The organism is Arenimonas sp. (assembly GCF_044353605.1).
Lineage (GTDB): Bacteria > Pseudomonadota > Gammaproteobacteria > Xanthomonadales > Xanthomonadaceae > Arenimonas.
In genome coordinates this window covers 28,305-54,083 of sequence record NZ_JBILBO010000005.1, presented here as the reverse complement: position 1 = coordinate 54,083, position 25,779 = coordinate 28,305, and the positions used below count along the sequence as shown (strand labels likewise).

26 protein-coding genes and 1 other RNA gene are annotated in these 25,779 nt (G+C 61.7%); 22 read left to right on the top strand and 5 right to left on the bottom strand.

Going from position 1 to position 25,779, the window contains the following annotated elements:
- Positions 1-134 precede the first annotated feature (134 nt).
- From glyA to ACIQ1A_RS04515, 6 genes are read left to right on the top strand one after another with little or no spacing between them, the layout of a single operon-like run.
- A complete protein-coding gene (gene glyA / locus ACIQ1A_RS04540) occupies positions 135-1,385 on the top strand; it encodes a serine hydroxymethyltransferase (protein ID WP_395769884.1) in 1,251 nt (416 codons plus the stop codon).
- A 6-nt stretch (positions 1,386-1,391) separates the two neighbouring features.
- Positions 1,392-1,898: a transcriptional regulator NrdR gene (gene nrdR / locus ACIQ1A_RS04535; RefSeq protein WP_395769883.1), complete on the top strand. Its 507-nt coding sequence runs from the start codon at positions 1,392-1,394 to the stop codon at positions 1,896-1,898.
- Positions 1,895-2,380 carry a GNAT family N-acetyltransferase gene (locus ACIQ1A_RS04530; protein WP_395769882.1) on the top strand — a complete coding sequence of 162 codons (486 nt, stop codon included), beginning with the start codon at positions 1,895-1,897 and terminating at the stop codon, positions 2,378-2,380. The genes nrdR and ACIQ1A_RS04530 overlap by 4 nt, the downstream gene beginning before the upstream one ends.
- A gap of 49 nt (positions 2,381-2,429) precedes the next feature.
- Positions 2,430-2,888 carry a transcription antitermination factor NusB gene (nusB, locus tag ACIQ1A_RS04525; RefSeq protein WP_395769881.1) on the top strand — a complete coding sequence of 153 codons (459 nt, stop codon included), beginning with the start codon at positions 2,430-2,432 and terminating at the stop codon, positions 2,886-2,888.
- Positions 2,885-3,862, top strand: coding sequence for a thiamine-phosphate kinase (gene thiL / locus ACIQ1A_RS04520; RefSeq protein WP_395769880.1), 978 nt, complete (start codon positions 2,885-2,887; stop codon positions 3,860-3,862). Before nusB ends, thiL begins: the two co-directional genes overlap by 4 nt.
- Positions 3,852-4,325: a phosphatidylglycerophosphatase A gene (locus ACIQ1A_RS04515; RefSeq protein WP_395769879.1), complete on the top strand. Its 474-nt coding sequence runs from the start codon at positions 3,852-3,854 to the stop codon at positions 4,323-4,325. Before thiL ends, ACIQ1A_RS04515 begins: the two co-directional genes overlap by 11 nt.
- Positions 4,326-4,328: 3 nt before the next feature.
- Here the strand turns inward: ACIQ1A_RS04515 and ACIQ1A_RS04510 are convergent, their stop codons facing one another.
- The 3 genes from ACIQ1A_RS04510 to ACIQ1A_RS04500 are packed head-to-tail and all read right to left on the bottom strand — an operon-like array spanning position 4,329 to position 7,277.
- Positions 4,329-5,711, bottom strand: coding sequence for an FAD-binding oxidoreductase (locus tag ACIQ1A_RS04510; RefSeq protein WP_395769878.1), 1,383 nt, complete (start codon positions 5,709-5,711; stop codon positions 4,329-4,331).
- The gene (locus ACIQ1A_RS04505; protein WP_395769877.1) at positions 5,711-6,097 is read right to left on the bottom strand and encodes a YraN family protein; all 387 of its coding nucleotides are present in this window, start codon (positions 6,095-6,097) and stop codon (positions 5,711-5,713) included. The genes ACIQ1A_RS04510 and ACIQ1A_RS04505 overlap by 1 nt, the downstream gene beginning before the upstream one ends.
- The gene (locus ACIQ1A_RS04500; protein WP_395769876.1) at positions 6,087-7,277 is read right to left on the bottom strand and encodes a penicillin-binding protein activator; all 1,191 of its coding nucleotides are present in this window, start codon (positions 7,275-7,277) and stop codon (positions 6,087-6,089) included. The genes ACIQ1A_RS04505 and ACIQ1A_RS04500 overlap by 11 nt, the downstream gene beginning before the upstream one ends.
- Before the next feature lie 59 nt (positions 7,278-7,336).
- Between ACIQ1A_RS04500 and rsmI the strand changes: the two genes are divergently transcribed.
- Positions 7,337-8,167, top strand: coding sequence for a 16S rRNA (cytidine(1402)-2'-O)-methyltransferase (rsmI, locus tag ACIQ1A_RS04495; RefSeq protein WP_395769875.1), 831 nt, complete (start codon positions 7,337-7,339; stop codon positions 8,165-8,167).
- Here the strand turns inward: rsmI and ACIQ1A_RS04490 are convergent, their stop codons facing one another.
- The gene (locus ACIQ1A_RS04490; protein ID WP_395769874.1) at positions 8,168-8,656 is read right to left on the bottom strand and encodes a hypothetical protein; all 489 of its coding nucleotides are present in this window, start codon (positions 8,654-8,656) and stop codon (positions 8,168-8,170) included.
- Positions 8,657-8,745: 89 nt separating this feature from the next.
- Between ACIQ1A_RS04490 and rnpB the strand changes: the two genes are divergently transcribed.
- Positions 8,746-9,094, top strand: an RNA gene (gene rnpB, locus ACIQ1A_RS04485) — RNase P RNA component class A.
- Positions 9,095-9,111: 17 nt separating this feature from the next.
- Here the strand turns inward: rnpB and ACIQ1A_RS04480 are convergent.
- Positions 9,112-9,933 (bottom strand): DUF6159 family protein, encoded by an 822-nt coding sequence (locus tag ACIQ1A_RS04480; RefSeq protein WP_395769873.1) that lies wholly within the window; start codon positions 9,931-9,933, stop codon positions 9,112-9,114.
- A gap of 356 nt (positions 9,934-10,289) precedes the next feature.
- On the opposite strand from ACIQ1A_RS04480, the gene mraZ reads away from it, so the two are divergent.
- From mraZ to ftsZ, 14 genes are read left to right on the top strand one after another with little or no spacing between them, the layout of a single operon-like run.
- Positions 10,290-10,736: a division/cell wall cluster transcriptional repressor MraZ gene (gene mraZ, locus ACIQ1A_RS04475; protein ID WP_395769872.1), complete on the top strand. Its 447-nt coding sequence runs from the start codon at positions 10,290-10,292 to the stop codon at positions 10,734-10,736.
- A 3-nt stretch (positions 10,737-10,739) separates the two neighbouring features.
- Positions 10,740-11,690: a 16S rRNA (cytosine(1402)-N(4))-methyltransferase RsmH gene (gene rsmH / locus ACIQ1A_RS04470; protein WP_395769871.1), complete on the top strand. Its 951-nt coding sequence runs from the start codon at positions 10,740-10,742 to the stop codon at positions 11,688-11,690.
- A complete protein-coding gene (gene ftsL / locus ACIQ1A_RS04465; protein WP_395769870.1) occupies positions 11,687-11,956 on the top strand; it encodes a cell division protein FtsL in 270 nt (89 codons plus the stop codon). Before rsmH ends, ftsL begins: the two co-directional genes overlap by 4 nt.
- On the top strand, positions 11,953-13,713 hold the full coding sequence (locus tag ACIQ1A_RS04460) for a peptidoglycan D,D-transpeptidase FtsI family protein (protein ID WP_395769869.1): 1,761 nt from the start codon (positions 11,953-11,955) through the stop codon (positions 13,711-13,713). Before ftsL ends, ACIQ1A_RS04460 begins: the two co-directional genes overlap by 4 nt.
- The gene (locus ACIQ1A_RS04455) at positions 13,710-15,185 is read left to right on the top strand and encodes a UDP-N-acetylmuramoyl-L-alanyl-D-glutamate--2,6-diaminopimelate ligase (RefSeq protein WP_395769868.1); all 1,476 of its coding nucleotides are present in this window, start codon (positions 13,710-13,712) and stop codon (positions 15,183-15,185) included. Before ACIQ1A_RS04460 ends, ACIQ1A_RS04455 begins: the two co-directional genes overlap by 4 nt.
- Positions 15,182-16,567: a UDP-N-acetylmuramoyl-tripeptide--D-alanyl-D-alanine ligase gene (murF, locus tag ACIQ1A_RS04450; protein ID WP_395769867.1), complete on the top strand. Its 1,386-nt coding sequence runs from the start codon at positions 15,182-15,184 to the stop codon at positions 16,565-16,567. Before ACIQ1A_RS04455 ends, murF begins: the two co-directional genes overlap by 4 nt.
- On the top strand, positions 16,557-17,639 hold the full coding sequence (gene mraY / locus ACIQ1A_RS04445) for a phospho-N-acetylmuramoyl-pentapeptide-transferase (RefSeq protein WP_395769866.1): 1,083 nt from the start codon (positions 16,557-16,559) through the stop codon (positions 17,637-17,639). Before murF ends, mraY begins: the two co-directional genes overlap by 11 nt.
- Positions 17,639-18,925, top strand: coding sequence for a putative lipid II flippase FtsW (gene ftsW, locus ACIQ1A_RS04440; RefSeq protein WP_395769865.1), 1,287 nt, complete (start codon positions 17,639-17,641; stop codon positions 18,923-18,925). The genes mraY and ftsW overlap by 1 nt, the downstream gene beginning before the upstream one ends.
- Entirely contained in the window at positions 18,922-20,004 is a 1,083-nt protein-coding gene (gene murG, locus ACIQ1A_RS04435) for an undecaprenyldiphospho-muramoylpentapeptide beta-N-acetylglucosaminyltransferase (RefSeq protein WP_395769864.1), read from the top strand. Before ftsW ends, murG begins: the two co-directional genes overlap by 4 nt.
- On the top strand, positions 20,001-21,434 hold the full coding sequence (gene murC, locus ACIQ1A_RS04430) for a UDP-N-acetylmuramate--L-alanine ligase (protein ID WP_395769863.1): 1,434 nt from the start codon (positions 20,001-20,003) through the stop codon (positions 21,432-21,434). The genes murG and murC overlap by 4 nt, the downstream gene beginning before the upstream one ends.
- Positions 21,431-22,369 carry a D-alanine--D-alanine ligase gene (locus tag ACIQ1A_RS04425; protein WP_395769862.1) on the top strand — a complete coding sequence of 313 codons (939 nt, stop codon included), beginning with the start codon at positions 21,431-21,433 and terminating at the stop codon, positions 22,367-22,369. The genes murC and ACIQ1A_RS04425 overlap by 4 nt, the downstream gene beginning before the upstream one ends.
- Entirely contained in the window at positions 22,369-23,112 is a 744-nt protein-coding gene (locus tag ACIQ1A_RS04420) for a cell division protein FtsQ/DivIB (RefSeq protein ID WP_395769861.1), read from the top strand. Before ACIQ1A_RS04425 ends, ACIQ1A_RS04420 begins: the two co-directional genes overlap by 1 nt.
- Before the next feature lies 1 nt (position 23,113).
- Positions 23,114-24,355, top strand: coding sequence for a cell division protein FtsA (ftsA, locus tag ACIQ1A_RS04415; RefSeq protein WP_395769860.1), 1,242 nt, complete (start codon positions 23,114-23,116; stop codon positions 24,353-24,355).
- A gap of 30 nt (positions 24,356-24,385) precedes the next feature.
- Complete coding sequence (gene ftsZ, locus ACIQ1A_RS04410; protein WP_395769859.1) at positions 24,386-25,600, top strand: cell division protein FtsZ; 1,215 nt, start codon at positions 24,386-24,388, stop codon at positions 25,598-25,600.
- Positions 25,601-25,779 lie beyond the last annotated feature (179 nt).

Genomic DNA, 25,779 nt, shown 5'->3' with positions numbered 1-25,779 from the left:
GGGCCAAGCCCGATATCTTGCGGTGAATTGGCGCCAATTATCCCTTATTCAGGGGTTTTCCGCCAGTTTCGGCTAGCCCTCGGGGCGCGTGCAAGCTACAATTTAAGCCTCCCCCAGATCCCGAGGCTTTCCCCATGTTCGCCCGCAGCCAGACCATTGCCCAGTACGACGCTGAACTCGCCAAAGCCATCGCCGATGAGCGCCAGCGCCAGGAAGACCATGTCGAGCTGATTGCGTCGGAGAACTACACCAGCCCGCGCGTGCTGGAAGCCCAGGGCTCGGTACTGACCAACAAATACGCCGAAGGCTATCCGGGCAAGCGTTACTACGGCGGTTGCGAATTCGTCGACGTGGCCGAGGCTTTGGCCATCGAGCGCGCCAAGCAGCTGTTCGGTGCCGATTACGCCAATGTACAGCCGCACTCGGGGTCCTCGGCCAACATCGCGGTGTACATGGCGCTGCTGAATCCGGGCGATACCGTGCTGGGAATGAGCTTGGCCCACGGCGGCCATTTGACCCACGGCGCGAAAGTGAACTTCTCCGGCAAGATCTACAACGCCGTGCAGTACGGTGTGGATGAAAACGGCCTGATCGATTATGACGAAGTGAACCGTCTGGCCCAGGAACACAAACCGAAAATGCTGATCGGTGGTTTCTCGGCCTATTCGCAGATCGTCGATTGGGCGCGTTTGGCGGAAATCGCCAAATCGGTCGGTGCCTATTTCTTCGTCGACATGGCGCACGTGGCCGGTCTGGTCGCCGCCGGTGTGTACCCGAATCCGGTGCCGCATGCCGATGTGGTGACCTCAACCACCCACAAAACTCTGCGCGGCCCGCGCGGCGGCATCATTCTGGCCCGCGCCAACGAAGAGATCGAAAAGAAACTGCAGTCGCTGGTATTCCCCGGCACCCAAGGCGGCCCGCTGATGCACGTGATCGCCGGCAAGGCGGTGGCGTTCAAGGAAGCGCTGGAACCGGAATTCAAAGACTACCAAGTGCAAGTGGTGAAGAATGCCCAAGCCATGGCCAAAGCCATCATGGCGCGCGGCTACAAGATTGTGTCCGGCGGCACCGAAAACCACCTGATGCTGATCGACATGATCGGCCGCGAAATCACCGGCAAAGACGCCGAAGCCGCTCTCGGCAAGGCGCACATCACCGTCAATAAAAACTCGGTGCCGAACGATCCGCGCTCGCCCTTTGTCACCTCGGGTCTGCGCATTGGCACCCCGGCGCTGACTACCCGCGGCTACAAAGAACCGGAATGCGTGGCCTTGGCTAACTGGATCTGCGACGTGCTCGACGACCACACCAATGAGGCGGTGCTGAGTGGTGTGCGCGACAACGTGACCAAGCAGTGCCGGATGTTCCCGGTTTACGAATAAGCCTGAATGCACTGCCCGTTCTGCCAGCATGACGATACCCGTGTCATCGACACCCGCGTGGTGGAAGAGGGCATGGCCATCCGCCGTCGGCGTGAATGTGCCGAATGCGGCGAGCGTTTCAATACCTACGAATCGGCCGATCTGAAAATGCCGACCTTGGTGAAGAGCAACGGCCGGCGCGAAGCCTTTGAGGAACGCAAACTGCGCACCAGCTTCGAGCGTGCGGTACAGAAGCGTCCGGTCACCGGCGAGCAGATTGATGCCGCCGTGCATGCCATCATGCACCGGTTGCTGAAACATACCGACCGCGAAATCTCCTCGCACCAGCTCGGCATTCTGGTGATGGACGAGCTGAAGAAAATCGACCATGTGGCCTATGTGCGCTTCGCTTCCGTGTACCGGAAATTCCAGGACATCGAGGAGTTCCGCGAGGAAATCGCGCGTCTGGAACGCGACATGCCCGGTCTGGCGGCGGAGCAGCTGCCGCTGCTCGACGATCCGAAAAAACCATGAATTTCCGCATCGAGCGTTGGAACGGCCAATCCGGAGTGGCCGAAACGCTGGCAGCCTGGCATGTACGCGAGTGGGCCGGTCTGTTTGCCGAATGGGATGAAACCGCTGCCCGATCGGAATTCCAAGCGCAATTGCGACACGCCGGCTTGCCGGCCACCTGGCTGGCGTATGCCGATGCGGTATTGATCGGTTCGATTAGTGCATTGTTGGAAGATTCCCCGGAAATGGCCGATGTGCCCGGGCCGTGGTTGGCTAGTTTCTACATCGTGCCCCAGGCGCGCGGTCAAGGCGTGGCCCAGGCCCTGATGAATGCCGCGGCACAAGCGGTTGCGGCGCTGGGCTATTCGGGCTGGTATCTGTTCACCGAGAACCATGAAGACTATTACGCCAACGCCGGCTGGCTGCTGCATGAACGCCGGCAACTGCACGGCCAGACCGTGGCGGTGATGTGGCAGGACCTGTCCAGCGACGCGGGTGCGTGATACCCCGCGCTGCGGTAAAATGACCCTCCACCCCGTACATTGGACTCCGATGAAACCTGCCCGTACCGACGGCATCGACCCCGCCGCCCGCTCGCGCTCCCGCCGCCGTGCCCTGCAGGCCGTGTACGCCTGGCAGCTGTCGCACACGCCGGTCGACACCGTGCTGGAGCAGTTCAGCCACGAGCAGGACATGGAAGTGGCCGATCTGCCGTATTTCGAGGCCTTGGTGCGCGGCGTCATCGGCGGTTACCGCGAACTCGATGCCGCATTGGCCGATTGCCTGGATCGCCCGATGGAACAGGTCGATCCGATCGAGCGCGCCGTGCTGCGCATCGCCACCCTCGAGCTGCGTGACCGCCTCGATGTGCCGTACCGGGTCATCCTCAACGAAGCCATCGAAATCGCCAAGCGTTTCGGTTCCGATCACGGCCATACCTATGTCAACGGCGTGCTTGATCAAGCCGCCGGCATCTGGCGCCAGCCCGAGCTCAACGCCCGTCGCGGATGAGCGAGTTCGACTGGATTGCCTGGCTGAAAAACAAGGCGCAGCAATCCGGCGCCCGCGACGATGTGGTACTCGGCATCGGCGATGATGCCGCCATCTGCAGCGTGCCGCCCGGCATGCAGTTGATAACCTGCACCGACACGCTGGTTTCCGGCGTGCATTTTCCCGAAGACACATCCGCCGCCGACATCGGCTACAAGGCGCTTGCGGTCAACCTCAGCGATATGGCGGCGATGGGCGCCGAACCGGCCTGGATGAGTCTGGCACTGACCCTGCCCGAGATGGATTGGGACTGGCTGCAGGGGTTCTCCGAAGGCCTGCTGGAACTGGCCGCCGAACACGGCGTGAGTTTGATTGGCGGTGATACTACCCGCGGCCCATTGACAGTGACCGTCACCGTGCAGGGCTTCGTGCCCGCAGGTGCCGCCTTGCGCCGGTCCGGTGCGCGCGTTGGTGATGATGTCTGGGTCACCGGTTCGCTTGGCGATGCCGCCGCGGCATTGCAGCAATACAAACACGGCCCGATGCAGTCGATGAAACTGCGGCATCGGCTCGACCGGCCCACGCCGCGCGTGGCGGCCGGTCTGGCGCTGCGCGGCCTGGCCAGCGCTGCCATCGACATCAGCGATGGCTTGGCGCAGGATTTGGGACATATCCTTTCTGGCAGTGGCGTCGGGGCCGAGTTGGAACTCGGCCGCTTGCCGGTGTCAGCCAGTCTGCTCGATTTCCACAAAGACGACACCGCCCGTTGGGCGCTGCAGCTGTCCGGCGGCGACGATTACGAATTGTGCTTCACCGCGTCACCGGCCGAGGCTTTCGCCATTGAACAAGCCATGGCGGCCGCGGGGGTCACTGCCTCGGTCATCGGTCACATCACCGCCGAATCCGGACTGCGCTGCCTGACGCCGGATGGCGAACATCTGGCGCTGGAACAGACCGGCTACCGGCATTTCGCGGAGGCTAAACATGTTCACTGATTATCGCTTGCTCAAACACCCCTATGCCTGGATCGCACTCGGTTTCGGCAGCGGCTTATCGAAAAAAGCACCGGGCACCATGGGTTCGCTGCTGGCGCTATTGCTGTGGTGGTTGTTGATGGCTGAGCAACCGGTTTGGTTGCAGCTGCTGGTGATTGCCGTCGGCTTCGAACTGGGCGTGCGCGCCAGCAACTGGATGATTGCCAAAACCGGCGTGAAAGATCCGGGTTACATCGTCTGGGATGAGTTCATCGGGCAGTGGATTGCATTGTTGCTGTTGCCGAAAACACTGATGGCCTATGTGCTCGCCTTCGTTCTGTTCCGTTTATTCGATATCGTCAAACGCGGTCCGGTCGGTTGGGCGGATAAACGCTTTTCCGGCGGTTTCGGGGTGATGATCGATGATGTGTTTGCCGGGCTGTTGGCCTTGGCGGTGGCACAACTCATTTTTCACATCATCTGAAAATTACGAACTGGTGTCCGGCAGCGTTTTGCCCGGATTCAGAATATTGTCCGGATCGAACAAGGTTTTGATGCCGCGCATCATCGCCAGCGTTTCCGGGCTGAAGGCCTGTGCCATGAACCCGCGTTTGGCCAAGCCGATGCCGTGCTCGCCCGAGAGCATGCCGCCCAAGCGCAGTACTTCGGTGAACAGTTTTTCCGCGCAGGACTTGGCCGTCGCGGTCTGCGTAGCTTCGGCTTTGTCGTACATCACATTCACATGCACATTGCCGTTGCCGATGTGACCGAAGCACACGATCAGCAGGCCGGAGTCGCGGCTGAGCTGTTCCACGAAGCGCACCAGCTCGGGCACCCGCGATACCGGCACCACCACGTCCTCGTTGATTTTTCCGCTGGCCAGACTGCGCAGCGCCGGCGATAAGGCACGCCGCGCCACCATCAACTGCGCCTGTTCATCGCTGCTGCCGGGAATGGCGATATCGAGGCAACCCTCACCGCCGGCATGTGTGGCCAGGGTTTGCATCAGTGCGTCAAGCCGTGCCGGATCGCCGTCGCCTTCGATCATCAGCAGCGCACCGGCATCGGGCAAGTCGGCACCGCCGACATCACGTGCCAAGCGGATGGCAGTGGCGTCCATGAATTCCAGCATTGAGGGCGTTTCGGGTTGCGCCATCAGGCGCGCCACCGCTTCGGCCGCCGATTCGACATCGCGGTACAGCGCGCGCAGCATGCGGCTTGCCGCCGGTTTCGGATGCAGTTTCAGCGTGGCTTCCACCACCAGTGCCAGTCCGCCTTCCGAGCCGATCAACAGACGCGACAGATCGAATCCGGAGGCATTTTTATTCGTACGCGCACCGAACTCCACCAGCTCGCCGGTGCCAGTCACCGCTTTCAGCGCCAGCACATTGTCGCGGGTGGCGCCGTATTTCACCGCACGCGGGCCGCCGGCATTGCAGGCGATGTTGCCGCCGATGCTGCAGTAAGGCGCCGAGGTCGGATCCGGTGACCAGAACAGCCCGTGCGGCATCAAGGCCAATTGCAGATCGCCGTTCAGCACGCCGGGTTCCACCACCGCGGTGCGGTCGCCGGGCGCAATGGCCAGAATGCGCTGCATGCGCTCGAAGCTGATCACAATGCCGCGTTCGATGGGCACACTGGCGCCGGTGGTGTTGGTGCCGCGGCCACGTGCGGTCAACGGCAGTTGGTATTGGCGCGCGAGGCGCACTGCAGTCTGTACCTGTTCGATGCGCACCGGCAGCAGCACCATGGCCGGATTGGCACGGTAACTGGAGTTGTCGTAGCCGTAGGCCAGACAGTCGGCGGCGGCAGTCAGCACGGCCTCATGCCCGAGTGCTTTTTCGAAAGCAGAGATGATGCCACGGTCCATCAGAACACGTCCTCGAACACGAACGCGGCCTGCAGCCAGTCAATCTTCCAGGCATTGTCACGGCCGGTCAGTAGCACGGCATCGAAACGGCAGGGCGCCTGGGCGTATTGCGGATGCTGCTTCAGCCAGCATTGTGCGGCCAGGGCGCACTTGCGCATCTTGCGGCGGTCGATGGATTGCGCGGCACCACCGAAGGCATCGGATTTCCGTTGACGCACTTCCGCGAATACCACGGTGTCGCCGTGTAACAGAATCAGATCCAGTTCGCCGACGCTGTAACGGGCATTGCGCGCCAGTGCCCGCAGCCCGTGTTGTTCCAGAAAGGCCAGCGCGGCATCTTCCGCCAACTGGCCTTGCTGCTGCAGCGGGCTGAGCTTAGGGGCCATTAAGGGCTTGCGGCACGCCGGCACGGAATACCGACCACGGCAGCGTGCGTTCGATGCGGCCATCCGGTTCCAGATGCAGGCTGCCGGTAGCGCCCGCGATTTCGCTGTTCGGACTAGCCAGCCACACCGGCAGGCGCGTGGCGATCAGCCAGGCATCGGCGCCGAAGGCATTGAGTTTCGCGCCGGGGCCGCGCGCGCTCGGCAGTTTCAGCAGCTGCGCGGCGCTGATGTTCAAACTGTTGCCGCGGTTGACCAGCCAGGGCATCTGCAGGAACTCGATGCCATCGAGCTGCGTATTGGTTTTCGCATCGCCGCTTTCGGTGATGTCGGTGCCGGCGAACACCGGAATGCCGGCGGCGCCGTTCAAGGCCAACGCGGCGCGTGTCGGTTTGGCGGCATCGCCGTTCATCAACAGCAACACGGCTTTGGCTTCGCGGACCGCATCCGGAAACACCGGATTGACAGCGACGCCCTCGGCATCCTTGCCGAACATCGGTGCCGGTGCTTTCAGCAAGACGCTGCCACCGCCGGCTTGGTAACGTTTTTCAAACGCAGCCAGCATGCGGCTGTTGCTGTCACTGCCTTGGCTGAACACGGCCGTCTGCAGCAGGCTTTTGCCGAGCAGGCGTTCGGCGATGATTTCGCCTTCGCGCTCGGGGCTCAGCGAGAAGTTCAGCACATGCCGATTGCTCGGTGTCTCGATTCGGTTCAGGGCCAACACCGGAATGGTGCCGGCAGCGTCGTGGATGGCCGCCACTTCATCTTTGCCGATCGGCCCGATGATCATCTGCGCGCCCTCATCCACCGCACGATCGAACGCTGCCTTGGCGCCGGCGGCGTTGCCTTGCGTATCATAAAAACGGATGCCCGGCTTGCTGCGGGTTTCGGCATAGTAGGCCGAGAGCAGGCCATCGCGGATGGCGTTGCCGGCAACCGCGAGGTTGCCGGACTGCGGCAGAAGTACGGCCAGTTCCGACGGCGGCCGGTAGTCGGCGGCGCCGGATTCCGGGAAGGCATTGATCAAGGCCGGATCCAGCCAATGCTGGTTTTTTGCACGCGCTTGCGCCAACGCATCGGCCGGGGTCTGTGCTTTTGGAGTATCACTTACCGGGGCCCGTGTCGGACCGGTGCTGCAGGCGGTCAACACACACAACACGGCGGCGGCGGTCAATGCACGCATAATCCAATTCCCTTCAGCGAAACGCTATGATGGAGGCAGTTCCAGACTGGATTTTAGCAATGTTCGAGCTGAAAAAGGGCGCTTTGTATGTGGTCGCCACGCCAATCGGCAATCTGGGCGATTTGAGTACGCGTGCCCGTGACGTGCTGGCCGGCGCTGATCTGATCTGTGCCGAGGACACCCGGCATACCCGCCAGATGCTGAACGCGCTCGGACTGGACCGGCCCTTGCTGGCCCTGCATGAGCACAACGAATCAGAACGCGTGGCCCAAGTGTTGGCGCAATTGCAATCCGGCAAGACGTTGGCGCTGGTCAGCGATGCCGGCACGCCTTTGATTTCCGATCCGGGTTACCGCCTTGTACGTGAGTTGCGGGCCGCCGGAATCACCGTGTCGCCCATTCCCGGGCCGTGTGCCGCTATCGCGGCGCTGTCGGTGGCCGGTTTGGCCTCCGACCGCTTTTGCTTCGAAGGCTTTCCGCCGCACAAAGCCTCGGCCCGACGCGAGCGCTTGAATGCCTTGGCCGGCGAAACCCGTACCCTGGTTTTTTATGAAAGTTCGCACCGCATCGAGGAGTGTCTGTCCGACATGCGCGCGGCTTTCGGCGATGAGCGCGAAGCGGTATTGGCGCGCGAAATCACCAAGCTGTTCGAAACGGTTCTGGACGGCACGCTGGCCAGCATTGCTGATCGCGTTGCCGCCGATGCCAACCAACGCAAGGGCGAATTCGTCATCATCGTTTCCGGCGCCCCGGAAGACGAAGACGCCGCCCTTCGGGAAGGACGGCGTCTTTATGCAAAGCTCAGCGAAGCGATGAAACCCTCGCAGGCGGCCAAGCTGGCGGCCGAAATCAGCGGCGCGCCGCGCAAGGCGCTGTACGGCGGCGAGTGATTATTCTTTCTTGATTTTGACTTTCAGGCCTTCGACATTGTTTTCAAGCAGCATCAAGCTGCTGCGGCCTTCGATGAAGTTGAGCTTGACCAGGACATCTTCACCATCGTCGCCTTCGACTTTGAAGTCTTTCGGAAACGCGCTGCGCAGTGCCTTCTTCACTGCATCAGCGGCGTTGTTCTCGCCGGTGCCTTTGCTGATCGGCACGCTCACCACCAGCGGTTCGGCGTCCTTGTCCTGCATGACCAATTGGAACACCAGAGTTCCATCGGCTTTAGCGCGATTGTCAAAAGCGATGCGCCATTTGTTGGAGTATTTCAGGGTACTGCGGTCGATCGGCGCGGGTGTTTCGGCGGCCGGCACGGCAGCTTCAGCCACCGGAGCAGGTGCCGGTGCAGCCACTTCCTGAACGGCGGCGGCTTCTTGAGCAGAAGCGGCTCCGGAAACCAGCAGCAGGGCCGAGCACAGCAGTGTGGCGATGGGACGCATGGTCATTCCTTGGTGAGGGGTAAGCCCATTATGTCGATGCCGATGGCAATTGCAAACGTTCAGCCGGACTGTGCGACAATACGCACGGCGGAGTTGGCCAGACAACCGCGTCGCGCAAGCGCCGAGGAAAGTCCGGGCTCCACAGAGCAGAGTGCCAGGTAACGCCTGGGCGGCGCAAGCCGACGGCCAGTGCAACAGAAAACAAACCGCCGAACGGCCGCAAGGTGCGTGGTAAGGGTGAAATGGCGGGGTAAGAGCCCACCGCCTGCGGGGCTAACGCCGCAGGGCACGGTAAACCCCACTCGGAGCAAGGCCAAATAGGGGTGCTATGGATCGGCTCGATCCGCACCCGGGTGTGCTGCTTGAGCCCTGCGGTGACGCAGGGTCTAGAGGAATGGTTGTCCACGACAGAACCCGGCTTATCGGCCAGCTCCGCCCCTTTACCGATGAAGCCCTTAGCGCGATCCGAACGCCAGACTCAGTTGCTGGGCATCGAAACCGTCCGGCGCTGCGCCTTCAGCGGCGTAGCGGTACAACACCGCGGTGTAGATCGCCTTGATGGCGCTTTTCACTACACCGATCAACAGTAGGCCCAGCAACAGCACCGCGCCGAGCGCGATGGCAAACACGGTGCCTGCTTTCGCCGCCAGGACCACCAACACCACCGATGCGGCGATGTAAAGAAACGTGACGATGCCGAAGCCAAGCCAGATGCCGGCGCTACCGATCAGGTTTTCACCCCAGGTTTTCTTCAGCAGGCGTGCGCTTTCGGTGATGGCATCGATCGGACCGATTTTTCGCGTGACCAGCACCGGAACCACAAGAAAGGTGCCGAGCGTCCAGGCCATGCCGGCCAAAGAACGCGCCAGCGCTTCCAGTCCGCGCCGGCGGTGGCGGCCGCGCAGGAGCATGCCGACGGTCGCGGCGATGGCGGCGTAGCCGAGAATGGCGCTGATGTTTTCGTTGGCGATGGCGATGCCGTCGGAGAGTGTCGGGTCGCCGCCTTCCAGCCGCTTCAGCGCCGCGCCGACCAGTGCGGCATTGAAGTAGAAAATCACCAGGTATTGGCTGAAATAAAACGCGAAGGCGACCAGCATGCCGAACAGACCGAAGCCGTGCGAAAACGCCTGCGTGAAGAACAGCGGCAGGGCGAAGGTGGCCAGAACCAGCAATGCCGAAAAGCCCGAGAGTACCGGGAAAAGCATCAGTTCTTTGTCATCGCGCAACACCGCGAAACAGGCTTTCAGTAACTCCCAGCTGCGTCCGAAACGCTCCATGCGCATCCTCCGTTGGTGTTCAGCCAGTGTCGCAGATTTCGCAAGATTCACATCTGCCGGAAGTCATCTCGCCAAAAACGCCGTTTTTTTGCGCAAGGCGGGTTCGCGGGGGACGGTATTCGGGCAGGGGAGGATCCTGTGGATAAGTCCGTGGAAAAGAACAGCGCCGGGAGCTGATTTGCTAAATTTCAACATAAACAATGCGCATTTATGGATTCTTAAAGCGAATTCTTAAGTTATCGCAAGCCTTTGATTCGACTTGTGAAATTTTCATGAAAAGTGCTTGACTTTGCCTTTTTGGAATACTAATGTGGGAGAACGAGGAAAATTCTGGAAATTAGTGGGAATTTGTGGATATGTTTCAAGGTGAAACCGCCATCAGCATCGACGACAAGGGGCGTTTGGCCATCCCGACGGCCTTCCGTGATCTGGTTGCGGGCGCCTGTGGCAACCGCCTGGTGCTGACCTACAACCCCTACGAAGCCGGTTGCCTGTGGTTGTATCCCGAATCAGTCTGGCAAAGCGTGCGTGACCAGGTCAACGCCCTGCCCAATGCCAAGAAAGTCCATCGCAATCTGCAACTCAAGCTGGTTGGCGCCGCCACGGTGCTCGAGCCCGACAACAGCGGCCGTGTGCTGCTGCCCGGCAGTCACCGCAATGCCGCCGGCATTGAAAAACGCGCCGTACTCCTCGGCATGGGTAGCAAACTCGAACTCTGGAGCGAACAGGCCCACCTGTCGCAGATCCGCCACACCATCGTCGAGGATGACATCAGCGACGCCATGCTGGATCTGAGGATTTAAGCCATGGCGAACGGGACCTCTGTGCCGATGCAGACTCCCCGCCACCTTCCCGTGATGTGGAAAGAGGTTATGGACGGCCTGCACGTAAAACCCGATGGACGCTACCTTGACGGCACCTTCGGTCGTGGCGGCCATGCCCGCGGCTTGCTTGAAGCGCTCGGTCCCGACGGTCACCTGCTGCTGATGGACAAGGATCCGGAAGCGATTGCGCATGCCCGCGAACATTTCGCCGGCGATACCCGCGTCGCCCTGTACCACGGTTCGTTCGCCGAGATGGCCGGCTGGCCGGAAGCGCAGCGCGGTCTGGATGGCGTGCTGTTCGATCTGGGCGTGTCCTCGCCGCAGCTGGATGTGGCCGAACGCGGTTTCAGTTTCCGTCAGGACGGTCCGCTCGATATGCGTATGGATACCACGCGCGGTCAAAGTGCTGCCGACTGGCTGGCACAGGCTTCCGAGAAGGATATTGCCGAAGTGCTTTGGCTGTATGGCGAAGAAAAGGCCAGCCGTAAAATCGCCCGCGTGCTGGTCGCCAAGCGCAGCGAAACCCCGTTCACCCGCACCGCGCAGCTGGCCGAGTGCATCGCCGGCGTGGTCGGCCGCTTCGATGCCAAAATCCATCCGGCCACGCGCAGCTTCCAGGCCATCCGCATCTTCATCAACCGCGAGCTGGACGATCTGCAGACCGGCCTGCAGGCCGCGCATGATCTGCTCAAGCACGGTGGCCGTCTTGCGGTGATCAGTTTCCATTCGCTCGAAGACCGCATCGTCAAGCAGTTCATCGCCCGCCATGCCAAAGCGCCGGCCGGCAATCGCCGCATGCCGGAAGCGCCGGCCTTTCACGCCAGCCTGAAGGATGTCGGCGGCGCCGCCAAAGCCGATGCCGCCGAAGTCGCTGCCAATCCGCGCGCGCGCAGCGCGGTGCTGCGCGTGGCCGAAAAGGCGGGTGCAGCGTGAGTCCGCGCCTGATGACACTGCTGGCTCTGCTCGTTGCGGTATTGTGTAGCGCGGTGTCGGTGGTGTATTCCCGGCATTCGCACCGGCAGACCTACATCGACCTGACCCGACTGCAGAAGCAGCGTGATGAATTCAACGTCGAGTTCCGTCGCTTGCAGACCGAACAGGCGACGGTTTCAGAGACCAATCGCATCGTCGGCATCGCTACCGATAAAATCGGCATGCATTTTCCGCTCGACAATGAAACCACGGTAGTGCAGCCATGAGGCCGGCATCCCGCGCCAGCCAACCACGCGCACGCCTGGTCTGGATTGTCGGCGTACTGCTGATGTGCGGCACGGTCGTGGTGGCGCGTGCCGCCTACATGCAACTGTGGGCGGAAGACAAATTGCAGGCCGCCGGCGATGAACGCTTCCTGCGCGAAGTGACCATCGCCACCACGCGCGGCATGATCACCGATCGTAACGGCGAACCCTTGGCGGTCTCCAGTCCGGTCGAATCGGTCTGGGTCAATCCCAAAGAAGTGATGGCGGACGGCAAGCGCGTCCCGGAACTGGCGAAAGCGCTGGACATTCCGCTGGAATCGCTGACCCGTAAGCTGGCGCAGAAGAAAGACAAGCAGTTCATGTATCTGCGCCGCCACATGAATCCGGATGATGCCAAAGCGGTCGTCGATCTCGGTATCCATGGCGTCTACAGCAGCCGCGAATTCCGCCGCTTCTATCCGCACCGCGAAGTCATGGCGCAGTTGATCGGCACCACCAATCTCGATGAGCATGGCGTGGAAGGCCTGGAAAAGGTGTTCGACGAATGGCTGACCGGAACCCCCGGCAAGCAGAAAATCATCCGCGATCGCCGCGGTCGTATCGTTGAGAACATCGATTTGATCCGTCTGGCTGAAAACGGCAAGGATCTGGTGTTGTCGATTGACCGCCGCATCCAATATCTGGCGTACAGCGAGCTCAAGCAGGGCGTCATCGATACCCGTGCCAAAGCCGGAACCGCGGTGGTGCTGGATGTGCGCACCGGTGAAGTGCTGGCCATGGTCAGCTATCCGTCATTCAATCCGAATGCGCGCAGCGGCGTGCGACCGGAAACCCGTCGCAACAAGGCGGTGACCGATGTGGTGGAGCCGGGCTCGACCATGAAGCCGTTGACGGTCGCGGCGGCCTTGGAGGCTGGCAAGATTACACCGGAAACGATATTCAACACCAATCCGGGCTGGATTCCCAACGGTAAATACCGCACTACCGATACCCATAATTACGGCGTACTCGATACCACCGGCGTAATCCGCAAAAGTTCCAATGTCGGTGCGGCGATGATCGTGCATCGCTTGACCAACCAAGATTTCTACGACTTCATGCGCCGATTCGGTTATGGCGCAAGCACCGGCAGCGGCTTTCCCGGTGAAAGTCCCGGCTTCTTGCCGCCGCCGCCGCTGTGGAGCGGCACCTCCAAGCAGACCATGTCTTACGGTTACGGCTTGAGCGTGACGCCCTTGCAATTGGCGCACGCCTATGCGGCGCTCGGCAATGATGGCCGTGCCATCACGCCGACCTTCGTCAAAGGTGGCAAAGGCGAAAGCAAGCAGGTGCTCGATCCGAAGGTCGCGCACGAAATCGTGAAAATGATGCAGACCGTGACAGAGCCCGGCGGTACCGCGACGCAGGCCGCGGTCCGCGGCTATCATGTCGCCGGCAAAACCGGCACTGCACGCCTGGCGGACGGTGGCGGTTATTCCCGCCGCTACAACGCGTTCTTCGCGGGCGTGGTGCCGGTTGATAATCCGCGATTCTCGATGGTGGTGGTCCTGCAGGATCCCGATCCCAGTCTGGGCTATACCGGCGGCGTGGTTTCGGCGCCGGTGTTCAAGAATGTGATGGAAGGGTCGCTGCGTCTGCTCGATGTGCCGCCCGATAACATCGAGCAATGGTATGCCGCCCGTGCGCCAGCTCCAGCGTCGTTGCCTGCACCGGCAATCGCACAGTCACCGCCGCCGGATACAGAGGTCTTTCAATGAGCCGGCAGATGACATTGATCGAATTGGCCGATGGCCTTTTTGACGTTTCCGGGCATGCCGATTGCAGCGTGACCGGCATGACCGCCGACTCGCGCGCCCTGCAGCCGGGCGATGCCTTCATCGCGGTGCAGGGCCTGACGGCACATGGCCTGTCCTATCTGCGTGCCGAGCAGGCCGCCAAGGCCTCGGTGGTGCTTTATGAAGCACCGGCGCCCGCCAGTACCTTCATTCCTGAAAATGCCATTGCCGTACCGGCACTGAAATCCCTGCAGGCCAGTATTGCCAGCCGGTTTTTCGGCGCGCCCGCACAGGCGATGACCATGGTCGGCGTGACCGGTACCAACGGCAAGACCTCGACCGTGCAATTGATTGCGCAGGCGTTCACCTTGCAGGGCCGTGCCGCCGGCACCATCGGCACGCTCGGCACCGGGCTTTACGGCCGATTGCAGTCCGGGGAGCGTACCACGCCCGACGTTATCGCCGTGCACCGGGCGCTGGCCGACATGCATGACGCCGGCGCGGAAGCGGTGGCGATGGAAGTGTCTTCGCATGCCTTGGATCAGGGGCGCGTGGAAGCGGTCGCCTTCGATATTGCCGTATTCAGCAACCTGACCTTGGATCATCTGGACTACCACGGCAGCATGCAGGCCTATTTCGAGGCCAAGGCAAAGCTATTCGCCTGGCCCGGCCTGTGTCACGCAGTGATCAATGTCGATGATGCCTACGGCCGTAAGCTTTCGGACGCATTGCCGGCAGGATTGCATTGCATTCGGACCTCTTCGCAGGATGGCCGGGCCGATCTGCGCGCCGAAGCACTGGCACTCGGTCTTGAGGGCATGAGTTTTACCTTGGCATACGGCGCCGAACGCGCTGCCGTGGCATCACCGCTGCTGGGCCGCTTCAATGCCGATAATCTGTTGGCGGTCGCCGGTGTGCTGCTCGCCGACGGCATGGGTCTTGCCGAAGTCGCCGCGCTGCTCGGGCGCCTGAGCCCGGTCGATGGCCGCATGAGCCGGCTGGGCGGCGCGCACGGAAAACCGCTGGTGGTGGTCGATTACGCGCACACGCCCGATGCCCTGGAACAGGCGCTGAAAACCCTGCGTGCACACAGTCAGGCCCGATTGATCTGCGTGTTCGGTTGCGGCGGCGACCGCGATCGCAGCAAGCGCCCGTTGATGGCCGCCAGTGCCGAACAATGGGCCGATGCGGTCTGGGTCACCGATGACAATCCGCGTAGCGAATCCGGCGACGCCATCGTCGCTGAAATCCGTGCCGGATTCCGCCATGCTGAAGTCGTTCACATCCAGCGCGACCGCCGCGCCGCCATTGCCGAGGCCATCGCCGCCGCCGGTCCGCACGATATCGTGCTGATTGCAGGCAAGGGCCATGAAACCTACCAGGAAGTCGATGGCATCAAAGCGCCGTTCGATGACCGCGCCATCGCCGCTAACTTCTTGCAGGAGGCGGCATGAGAACGGTCGAACTCTCGCAGTTGGCGCAATGGTGTGAAGGCCGTCTGCTCGGCGATGACCTGACGATTTCAGGAATCAGCACCGACAGCCGTGACAATCTGCACGGCGCACTGTTCGTCGCTTTGAGGGGTGAGCGCTTCGATGCGCATGAATTCGTCGCCCAGGCCAAAGCCAACGGTGCCGCGGCTTTGCTGACGCATCGTCCGGTGGATTCGGATCTGCCGACCATTCTGTGCGCCGACACCGAAGAAGCACTCGGTGAAATCGCCGCCGGCTTTGCACGCACCCGCTCGGCCGTGGTGCTGGCCTTGACCGGCAGCAATGGAAAGACCTCGGTCAAGACCCTGCTGCATGCCATTCTCTCGCGTGCGGGCAAGGCCTTTGTCAACCCGGGCAACCGTAATAATGAAATCGGTCTACCCTTGGCCGTGATCGAAGCACCGGAAGATGCGCAGTTCGCCATTTACGAAATGGGTGCCGGCAAGCCGGGCGACATCGCCTATCTGACCAGCATCGTCACGCCCAACATCGCATTGGTCAACAACATCGCGCCGGCACATATCGAGCGCATGGGTTCGTTACTGGGCATCGCCGAAACCAAAGGCGCGATTTACGAAGCCCTGCCCGATGACGGCCTGGCCGTGGTCAATGTCGACGATGCCTTCTGTCCCTATTTTCTCGAGCGCATTGCCGGGCGCGGCATCCTGCGCTTCGGGCTGGAAAACAATGCCGACGTCACCGCCGGAAAAATTCTTCCCGGTGCCGATGGCACGCGTTTCGAATTGATCACGCCGGCCGGAAGGGCCGAAGTCGAACTGCAGATGCCCGGCCGTCACAATGTGCTCAATGCCCTTGCCGCCAGTGCCATGGCCTTGGCCGCCGGCGCACCGTTCGAAGCCATCATTGCCGGTCTGCAATCGGCCAAGCCGGTGGCTGGACGCCAGGAGGGCAAGCTGCTTGCCAACGGCGCCGTGCTCATCGATGACAGTTACAACGCAAACCCCGGCTCGGTATTGGCCGGCATCGCATCACTGGCTGCGGCCTGTGCCTTGGACGGACGTCAGTCCTTGTTGGTGCTCGGCGATATGGCAGAGCTGGGTGACACAGCCTTGGATCTGCATGCCCAGATCGGTGCTGCGGCGAAAAGCCAAGGCATTGCCGCCATGATGACCTGCGGCGTTTTGAGTCGTGCAGCCTGTGACGCTTTCGGCGACGGCGCACGTCATTTCCCCGATCGTGCAGGCTTGATCCAAGCCTTGACCGGCAGTGTCGCTGGTTCGCAGCGCGTGCTGATCAAGGGCTCACGCTCGAGCCGAATGGATGAGATCGTGAGTGCCCTGTTACAAACCTACGGAACCCAGGAGAAACCGGATGCTGCTTGAATTGGCACGTTGGCTGCAGGAATTCGCCCGGCTATTCGCCCTGTTCGATTACATCACCATGCGCGCCATTCTCGGCGCGCTGACCGCGCTTGCCTTGTCGCTCTGGCTCGGCCCGGCGGTCATTGAACGGCTTTCGCGCCTCAAGGGCGGTCAACCGATCCGCACCGATGGACCGCAATCGCACTTTTCCAAAGCCGGTACGCCGACCATGGGCGGCGCGCTGATTCTGATGACCATCAGCCTGTCGACCCTGCTTTGGGCGGATCTGCGTAACCGATATGTCTGGATCGTGCTGGCCGTGCTGGTGTGTTTTGGCCTGATCGGCTGGCTGGATGACTGGATCAAGATTGTCCGGCGCGATCCGAATGGGCTGAAGTCGCGGTATAAATACGCATTGCAGTCAGTGTTCGGTGCGATTGCTGCAGTGGTTCTTTTCTACACCGCCGATGCGCCCTCGAATACCACGCTGTATCTGCCGCTGTTGAAAGACGTGGCGATTCCGCTCGGCGGCCTGTTCATGGTTGTGGCCTATTTCTGGATCGTCGGCTTCTCCAATGCCGTCAACCTGACCGATGGTCTCGACGGTCTGGCCATCATGCCGACAGTGTTGGTCGCCGGCGGTCTCGGCATCTTCGCCTATGCGTCCGGCAATGCCGTGTTCTCGGATTATCTGCAGATCCCCGCCGTTCCCGGTGCCGGTGAGCTCGCCATCGTGTGCGCGGCCATTGCCGGCGCGGGTCTGGGCTTTCTCTGGTTCAACACCTTTCCGGCCATGGTGTTCATGGGCGACATCGGTGCCTTGGCGCTCGGCGCCGCGCTGGGTGCGATTGCGGTGATCGTGCGCCAGGAACTGATTCTGGTGATCATGGGCGGTATCTTCGTGATCGAAACCTTGTCGGTGATGATTCAGGTCGCTTCCTTCAAGTTGACCGGCAAGCGCGTGTTCCGCATGGCGCCGATCCATCATCATTTCGAACTCAAGGGTTGGCCGGAGCCGCGCGTGATCGTGCGCTTCTGGATCATTTCAGTCATTCTCGTCCTGGTCGCATTGGCGACCCTGAAGGTGCGCTGATGGCGACACCTGCCCAGGCCACCAAATACAACGAACTCGGCGGCCGCGTCGATGTCTGGATGCTGTGCGCAATCGCTGCACTCATCGGTCTTGGCATCGTCATGGTCGCTTCGAGTTCGATGTCGTATGCGGTGATGACCGGGCAGGGCGCGTTCTATTACTTCAATCGCCATCTGATGTTCCTGGCCATCGGTTTGGCGATGGCGGCGGTGGCGCTGCGCACTGAAATCAAGCAGATCGAAAAATACGGCTACATTTTTCTGTTGTTGTGCTTCCTGGCACTGCTCAGCGTGTGGATTCCCGGTCTTGGCAAATCGGTCAACGGCGCGCGGCGCTGGGTACATCTTGGCCCGCTCGGCTTCCAGGCCGTGGAAGCGGTCAAGTTGATGTTCATCGTCTGGCTGTCGAGTTATCTGGTGCGCTATCGTGACCAGATTCCGGTCAGTCTGAAAGCCCTGCTCAAGCCGATTGGACTGGCCTGCATTCTGGTGGCACTGTTGCTGATCCAGCCGGACTTCGGCTCCTCGGCGTTGTTGCTGGCCATTACCCTGTGCATGGTCTGGCTGGGCGGCGCCAATCAAAAGCACATCATCGGACCGGCGATTCTGATCGGTATCGCCATGGGCTTCATTGCCTGGATGGAACCTTACCGGGTCAAGCGCCTGACCACCTTCCTGGATCCCTGGGCCGATCAATTCGATTCCGGTTTCCAGCTGGTGCAGGCCTTCATCGCCATCGGCCGTGGCGGACTGACCGGTGTCGGCCTCGGTGGCAGCGTGCTGAAGCTTGATTATCTGCCGGAAGCGCATACCGACTTCATCTTCTCGGTATTCGCCGAGGAGTTCGGTTTCATCGGCATCTGCGTGCTGGTGGGCTTGTTCGGCATCCTGACTTGGCGGGCGTTCCGGACCGGACTCGGTTGTCTGGAATTGAACCGTCCCTTCGCCGCGTATTGCGCGTTCGGACTGGGGCTTTGGATCAGCATCCAGGCCACGGTATCGGTCGGGGTGAATCTCGGTGTGTTGCCGACCAAAGGCCTGACCTTGCCCCTGATTTCCTCGGGCGGTTCCAGTTTAATGATGACCTGTGCCGCCATGGGCCTGCTGCTGCGCATCAGTTATGAACTTGACCGTGCCCGCCGCCAACGCGGTGAGCGTAGCGAACCGACGCGTGTGGATGCTTCCGGTTTCACCCATGTCGCACCCGCCCGGATGACCGCAGCCCAGCAAGCCGCGCGACTCGGCGGCCGCCCCCGTATCGAACCGACAGCAGGAGCTTCGGTATGACCGCGCCGTCGCCCGTGATGATCATGGCCGGAGGAACCGGTGGCCACATCTTCCCGGGTTTGGCTGTGGCCGAAGCGCTGCGTGCACGCGGTGTGCCGGTGCTCTGGCTCGGATCCGAGGGTGGCATGGAAACCCGCTTGGTTCCTGCGCGTGGCATTGCCATCGAAACGCTCGCAATCAAAGGACTGCGCGGCAAAGATCTGCGCAGTCTGCTGCTCGCACCCTGGCGAATTTTTACCGCCGTGCGCAAAGCTGCGGCATTGATCCGCCGGCACAAACCAGCGGCCGTGGTCAGTTTTGGCGGTTATACCGCAGGTCCCGGCGGTCTGGCCGCATGGCTACAGGGCCGGCCCGTGCTGGTGCATGAACAGAATCGTGCGCCGGGGATGACCAACCGTCTGTTGGCGCGGATTGCTGACCAGGTCATGACCGGCTTTCCCGACAGTTTTCCCGGCATCGAAAACCGCGTGGTCGGCAATCCGGTGCGTCCGGAGATCAGTGCGCTGCCGGCTCCGTCCGTCCGTTTTGCCGGTCGCGATGGCGCGCTGCGCGTGTTGATACTCGGTGGCAGCCAAGGTGCGCGCGCCATCAATGAAACCTTGCCGGGCGTTTTTGCCGGATTGCAGGCGACCCACCGCTTTGCCATCCGCCATCAGTGCGGTGAAAAAATGCTTGAGCAGGCACGGGCCGCCTACACGACGGCCGGTGTCGATGCGGTCATCGAACCGTTTATCACCGATATGGCGGAAGCCTATGGCTGGGCCGACGTGGTAATCGGACGTGCAGGCGCGTTGACTGTGGCCGAAATCTGCGCTGCCGGTGTTGCCGGCATTCTGATCCCCCTGCCGACGGCAGTGGATGACCATCAGGCCCAGAATGCGGAATACCTCCAGCAGCGCGGTGGCGGTCAGTGGTTCCGCCAGGATGAAACGCTGGCGAAGAATGTTGCGCATGCGCTGAGCATGCTGGCGGCCGATCCACAACGTCGTTTGGTCATGGCCGATGCCGCGCGCGCTGCGGCGTATCCGCAGGCGGCCAACGATGTTGCGGATTTGATTGTTCAGGAGATGGCGGCATGAAGCGGCGTTTATTGAAAGACGGTGATCTGGCCCGCGCCTTCCCGCGTGTGCATTTCATCGGCATCGGCGGCTCGGGCATGAGCGGTATCGCCGAGGTGATGGTCACGCTCGGCTATCAGGTCAGCGGCTCCGATCAAAGCGAGAGCCGCGCCACCCGTCGCCTGCAGGACATGGGCGCCACCGTGTTTCAAGGCCATGCCGCCGAACAGATCGAGGGTGCCGACGTGGTCGTCGTGTCCAGCGCCATCAAGTCCGACAACCCGGAGCACCGCGCCGCGCGCGAAAAGCGGATTCCCATTGTTCCGCGCGCCGAAATGCTGGCCGAACTGATGCGCTTCAAGCGCGGCATCGCCATCGCCGGCACGCACGGCAAGACCACCACCACATCTTTGACCGCCAGCGTGTTGCGCGAAGGCGGCATGGATCCGACCTTCGTCATCGGCGGCCAGCTGCTCTCGGCCGGCGCCAATGCCCAGCTTGGTTCGGGCCAATGGTTGGTGGCCGAAGCCGATGAAAGCGATGGCAGCTTCCTGCGGCTCAACCCGCTGGTGGCCGTGGTCACCAACATCGAAGCCGATCACCTGGAAAATTACGGCGGTGATTTCAATCGCGTGAAGCAGGCATTTTCGGAATTCCTGCATCGGTTGCCTTTCTATGGTCTGGCCGTACTGTGCATTGAAGATGATGAAGTGCGCGCCTTGGCTGATGAAATGCCGCGCCACTGCCTGACTTACGGTTTCCGCGAAGCCGCCGAAGTGCGCGCCACCGAGGTCCGCCAGATTGGCGGTCAGATGCACTTCAATCTGCATCTTCCGGATGGCGTGAATCAAGCCGTGGCCTTGAACATGCCCGGCAAGCACAATGTCCTGAATGCACTCGCCGCAGCAGCGATTGCCTGGCAGCTTGGCGTCGCGCCGGAAGCCATTGCCAAGGCCCTGAGCGAGTTCCAGGGCGTTGGCCGCCGTTTCAATATCAAGGGCGAACTGGCGCTGAAGCAGGGCACCGCCTTGCTGGTCGACGATTACGGCCACCATCCGAGTGAGTTGGCGGCGGTGTTCGCCGCTGCCCGCGGCGGCTGGCCGGAGAAACGTCTGGTGGTGGCTTTCCAGCCGCACCGTTATTCGCGCACACGCGATCTGTTCGATGAATTCACCGCCGTGCTTTCCGAAGCCGACGCGGTGGTGTTGACCGATGTCTATGCCGCCGGCGAGACACCGATTCTCGGTGCCGATGCCAAATCGCTGGCGCGCGCCATCCGCGCACGCGGCCGTCTTGATCCGGTGGTGGCCGGTCCGGCCAAAGCACTGCCGCAGATTCTGGGCGACGTGTTGCAGGACGGCGATCTGCTGTTGGTGATGGGCGCCGGCGATATCGGCGCGGTGGCAAATGAATTGGCCGTCAGCGGCCTGCAGTTGGAGCACAAAGCATGAAGACCGTACACGACCCCAAACGTTTCGGCCGGGTGGCCGTGCTGATGGGCGGCAGCAGTTCCGAGCGCGAGGTTTCGCTGGATTCCGGCAGCAATGTGCTGGCCGCACTGCAGGCACAGGGCGTTGATGCCTTCGCGGTCGACGGCATTCCGGCACTGGTCAGCCTGTTGGTCGACAAGAAAGTCGATCGCGTGTTCAACATCCTGCATGGCAATAAGGGCGGCGGTGAAGACGGTGTGCTGCAAGGTTTGCTTGAGGCCTTCGGCGTGCCGTATACCGGATCCGATGTGCTTGGCTCTTCGCTGAGCATGGATAAAATCCGGACCAAACAGATCTGGCTGTCGATGGGCTTGTCGACACCGCGCTACACGCGTCTGGCACCGGGTGCCGATGTTGCCGCCGCCGCTCGCGATCTCGGGTTGCCGGTCATCGTCAAGCCCTCCTGCGAAGGCTCCAGCGTCGGTGTCAGCCGGGTGTTTGCCGAAAGCGATCTGGCTGCTGCGGTTGATCTGGCCAAGCGCTACCCCGGCGAGCTATTGATGGAACAGATGATCGTTGGCCAGGAATACACGGTCGCCATTCTCGGCGAGCGCGTGCTGCCCTCGATCCGCATCGTGCCGGCCGGCGAATATTACGATTACCACGCGAAGTACGTGGCCGACGATACCCAGTATCTCTGCCCCGGACTTGAGGGTGCGGATGAACAGGCCATCGGCGCGCTGGCGTTGGCCGCATTTCATGCCGCCGGATGCCTCGGCTGGGGCCGGGTTGACGTCATGCGCGATGCCGACGACCGCTTTTATTTATTGGAAGTGAATACCGCGCCCGGCATGACCTCGCATTCCTTGGTGCCGAAGGCAGCGAAACAGATCGGTATCGATTTCGAAACCCTGTGCTGGCTCGTTCTCGAATCCAGTCTGGGAGACCCGCGCTGATGCCTGCCTTCCGCCGCCTGTTGCTCGGACTGCTGGTGCTGGCCATTCTGGCCACGCCGGTGGTGGCCGTGCTCAATGGCTGGGTCGGCGGAGGGCATTGGCCGATGAAACGCCTGCAGGTGACCGCGCCGTTTGCTTTCGTCGAGCAGGACAAGGTCCGCGCTGCGGCCTTGCCCTATCTCAAAGACGGCTTTTTCGCGGTAGATCTCAAGGCCATCAATGCCAAGCTGCGGGCATTGCACTGGGTCGAGCGGGTCGAGGTCCGTAAGCAGTGGCCGGACACCCTGATTGTTCAGATCCATGAATACCGGCCGTTGGCGGTCTGGAACGGCAAGCAGATGCTGGCCGAGCAGGGTTCGGTGTTCGCGATACCGAAGACCCGTCTGCCGGCATTGCCCTCCTTCAACGGCCATCCTTTACAGGCGACCGACATGGTGGCGTTTTACGGCAAGGCACAACCCCTGTTCCAATCGGTCGGTCTGGCCATTACCGAACTCAGCATCAGCGAACGCAATGCCTGGCGCATCGTGCTATCCGATGGTCTGGTACTGGATCTCGGCCGCAACGATGCCGACGCCCGCTTGGCGCGCTTCGTGGTGCTGTTGCCGAAAATCAAACGGGAAGAGCCGCGCCGACTGGTGCATGCCGATCTGCGTTACACCAATGGATTCGCCTTGACCTGGCGCGCGCCTGCCGCGCCGGTGCCGGCCGAACCGACAACGAACCTAGAGGAACCCGCCTGACATGAGCCGCAAAAGCGATAAATCCCTGATCGTCGGACTGGATATCGGCACCTCCAAAGTGACCGCCCTGGTCGGCGAGTATTCCCTCGATAGCGATGAGATCGAAGTCATCGGATTGGGTACCCACGATTCGCGCGGCATGCGCCGCGGCGTCGTGGTCGACATCGAGTCGACCGTGGAATCGATCCGGGGCGCCATCGAAGAGGCCGAAGTGATGGCCGGTTGCGAAATCCGCTCGGTATATGCCGCGATTTCGGGCTCGCATACCGAATGCCGCCGTTCGTCCGGCATCTCGCCGGTGGTTGGCGGCGAAGTGCAGTACCACGATCTCGAACAGGCCTTGCAGGCTGCGAAAGTGGTGGCCATCTCCTCCGATCAACGCATCATCCACGCCATTCCTCAGGAATACATCCTCGATAACTTCCAGGAAGGCGTGCGCAATCCGGTCGGCATGTCGGCAGTGCGCCTGGAGCTGCATGCCTTGCTGATTACAGCAGCGACCTCGGCCGCCTCCAACATCGAAAAATGCATCAGCCGCTGCGGTCTTCAGGTCGACGGTCTGGTGCTGTCATCACTGGCGTCCTCGCATGCCGTGCTGAGCATGGATGAAAAGGAATCCGGCGTGGTGCTGGTCGACATGGGTGCAGGCACCACCGACATCGCGGTCTATGCCGGCGGTTACATCCGGCATGCCGCCTCGCTGCCGATCGGCGGCGACCAGGTCACCAATGACATCGCCCATATCCTGCGCACCTCCACACCGGATGCGGAGCAGTTGAAGATCCGTTACGCCTGCGCATTGGCGCAGCTGACCCGCGCCGATGAGTCGATCCAGGTGCCGGGCGTCGGCGGCCGCGCGCCGCGCCGTCTGGCCCGCCAGTCGCTGGCCGAAGCGGTGCAGAGCCGTTACGAAGAGATCTTCGAACTGGTGCACGCCGAGTTGCGGCGCTCCGGTTTCGAGGAATTCGTGCGTGCCGGCATGGTACTGACCGGCGGTGCCGCACGCATGGAAGGCGTGGTCGAGCTGGCCGAGGAAATGCTGCATATGCCCGTGCGTGAAGGCATTCCGCAGAACATCCAGGGATTGGGTGAAGTGGTCGGCAATCCCACTTTTGCCACGGCAGTCGGTTTGATGCAGTGGGGACGTATGAGCGACAACCCGCGCCGCCCGGGTTACCGCAGTCCAAATGCAGTTGGCGGTTGGTTCGGAAAGATCAGCAAGTTCGTGAAAGGCGAGTTGTAAAACACACATAAAACCAAAGAGGACATCATCATGGCGTATTTCGAATTAGTGGAACAGGCTGCTCCCAATGCAGTCATCAAAGTGGTCGGGGTCGGCGGCGGCGGCGGCAATGCCGTGGCGCACATGGTCAATTCGGGCGTGGAAGGCGTCGAGTTCATCATGGCCAACACCGACTCCCAGGCCATCAAACAATGCGGTGCCAAGACCCATCTGCAGCTCGGCACCAACGTCACCAAGGGTCTCGGCGCTGGCGCCAATCCGGAAGTCGGCCGTCAGGCCGCGCTGGAAGACCGTGATGCCATCGTGCGAGCACTGGAAGGTGCGGACATGGTGTTCATCACCGCCGGCATGGGTGGCGGCACCGGTACCGGCGCAGCACCGGTGGTCGCACAGATCGCCAAGGAACTCGGCATCCTGACCGTTGCGGTCATTACCAAGCCGTTCCCGTTCGAAGGTCGTCGTCGTATGCAAACCGCATTGCAGGGCATTGAAGAGCTGGCCAAGCACTGCGACTCGCTGATTACCGTACCCAACGAAAAACTGATTACCGTGCTCGGCCGTGATGCCACCATGATCAGCGCGTTCAAGGCCGCCAACGAAGTGTTGATGGGTGCGGTCCAGGGTATTTCGGAACTGATTACCCGTCCGGGCATCATCAACGTCGACTTCGCCGACGTACGTACCGTGATGAGCGAAATGGGTCTGGCCATGATGGGTTCCGGCACCGCCCGCGGCGATGACCGCGCCCAGGCCGCGGCCCAGGCCGCCGTCAACAACCCGCTGCTGGATGAAGTCAATCTGCATGGCGCCAACGGCGTGCTGGTCAACATCACCGCCGGTCCGAACTTCACCATGCGTGAATTCGACGAAGTCGGCACCACCATCGAAAGCTTCGCCTCCGAGGACGCCACCGTCATCGTCGGTACCGTGCTCGATCCGAATATGGGCGACGAAGTGCGGGTGACCGTGGTGGCGACCGGCCTCAACCAGGCCCGCGCCAAAGCCGCCCGGCCGCAATTGGTCGAGCCGGTTCAGGATTGGCGTCAGGCGAGCACCGGCACCCATGGTCCGGCGTCGTTTGATCCAGTCGATCCGCCCGGTATTTCCAGCACCCTGCGCCGTTCGGGCAGAACCGAGCCGACCGCTGCAGCCAGCGCCCCGGCCACGGCCCTGAGCGATCTTGCCAACAGCAGTGGTCAAAGCTATTTGGATATCCCTTCATTCCTGCGCCGCCAGGCAGACTGAAGCCATCCAAGGCAATTCCCCTGGGCCGTTGTCCTTGCGGTCCCAGGCTGTTTTGGCCCGGCGGGCATCCGTCGGGCCCTTTCTTTGGCCAAAAGCCGGCTTTTGATTTACAATAAATCCGTAAACTCCTGATAATTCAACAGGCCGATGTCATTTTCCGGCCGAAATTTATCTTTCAT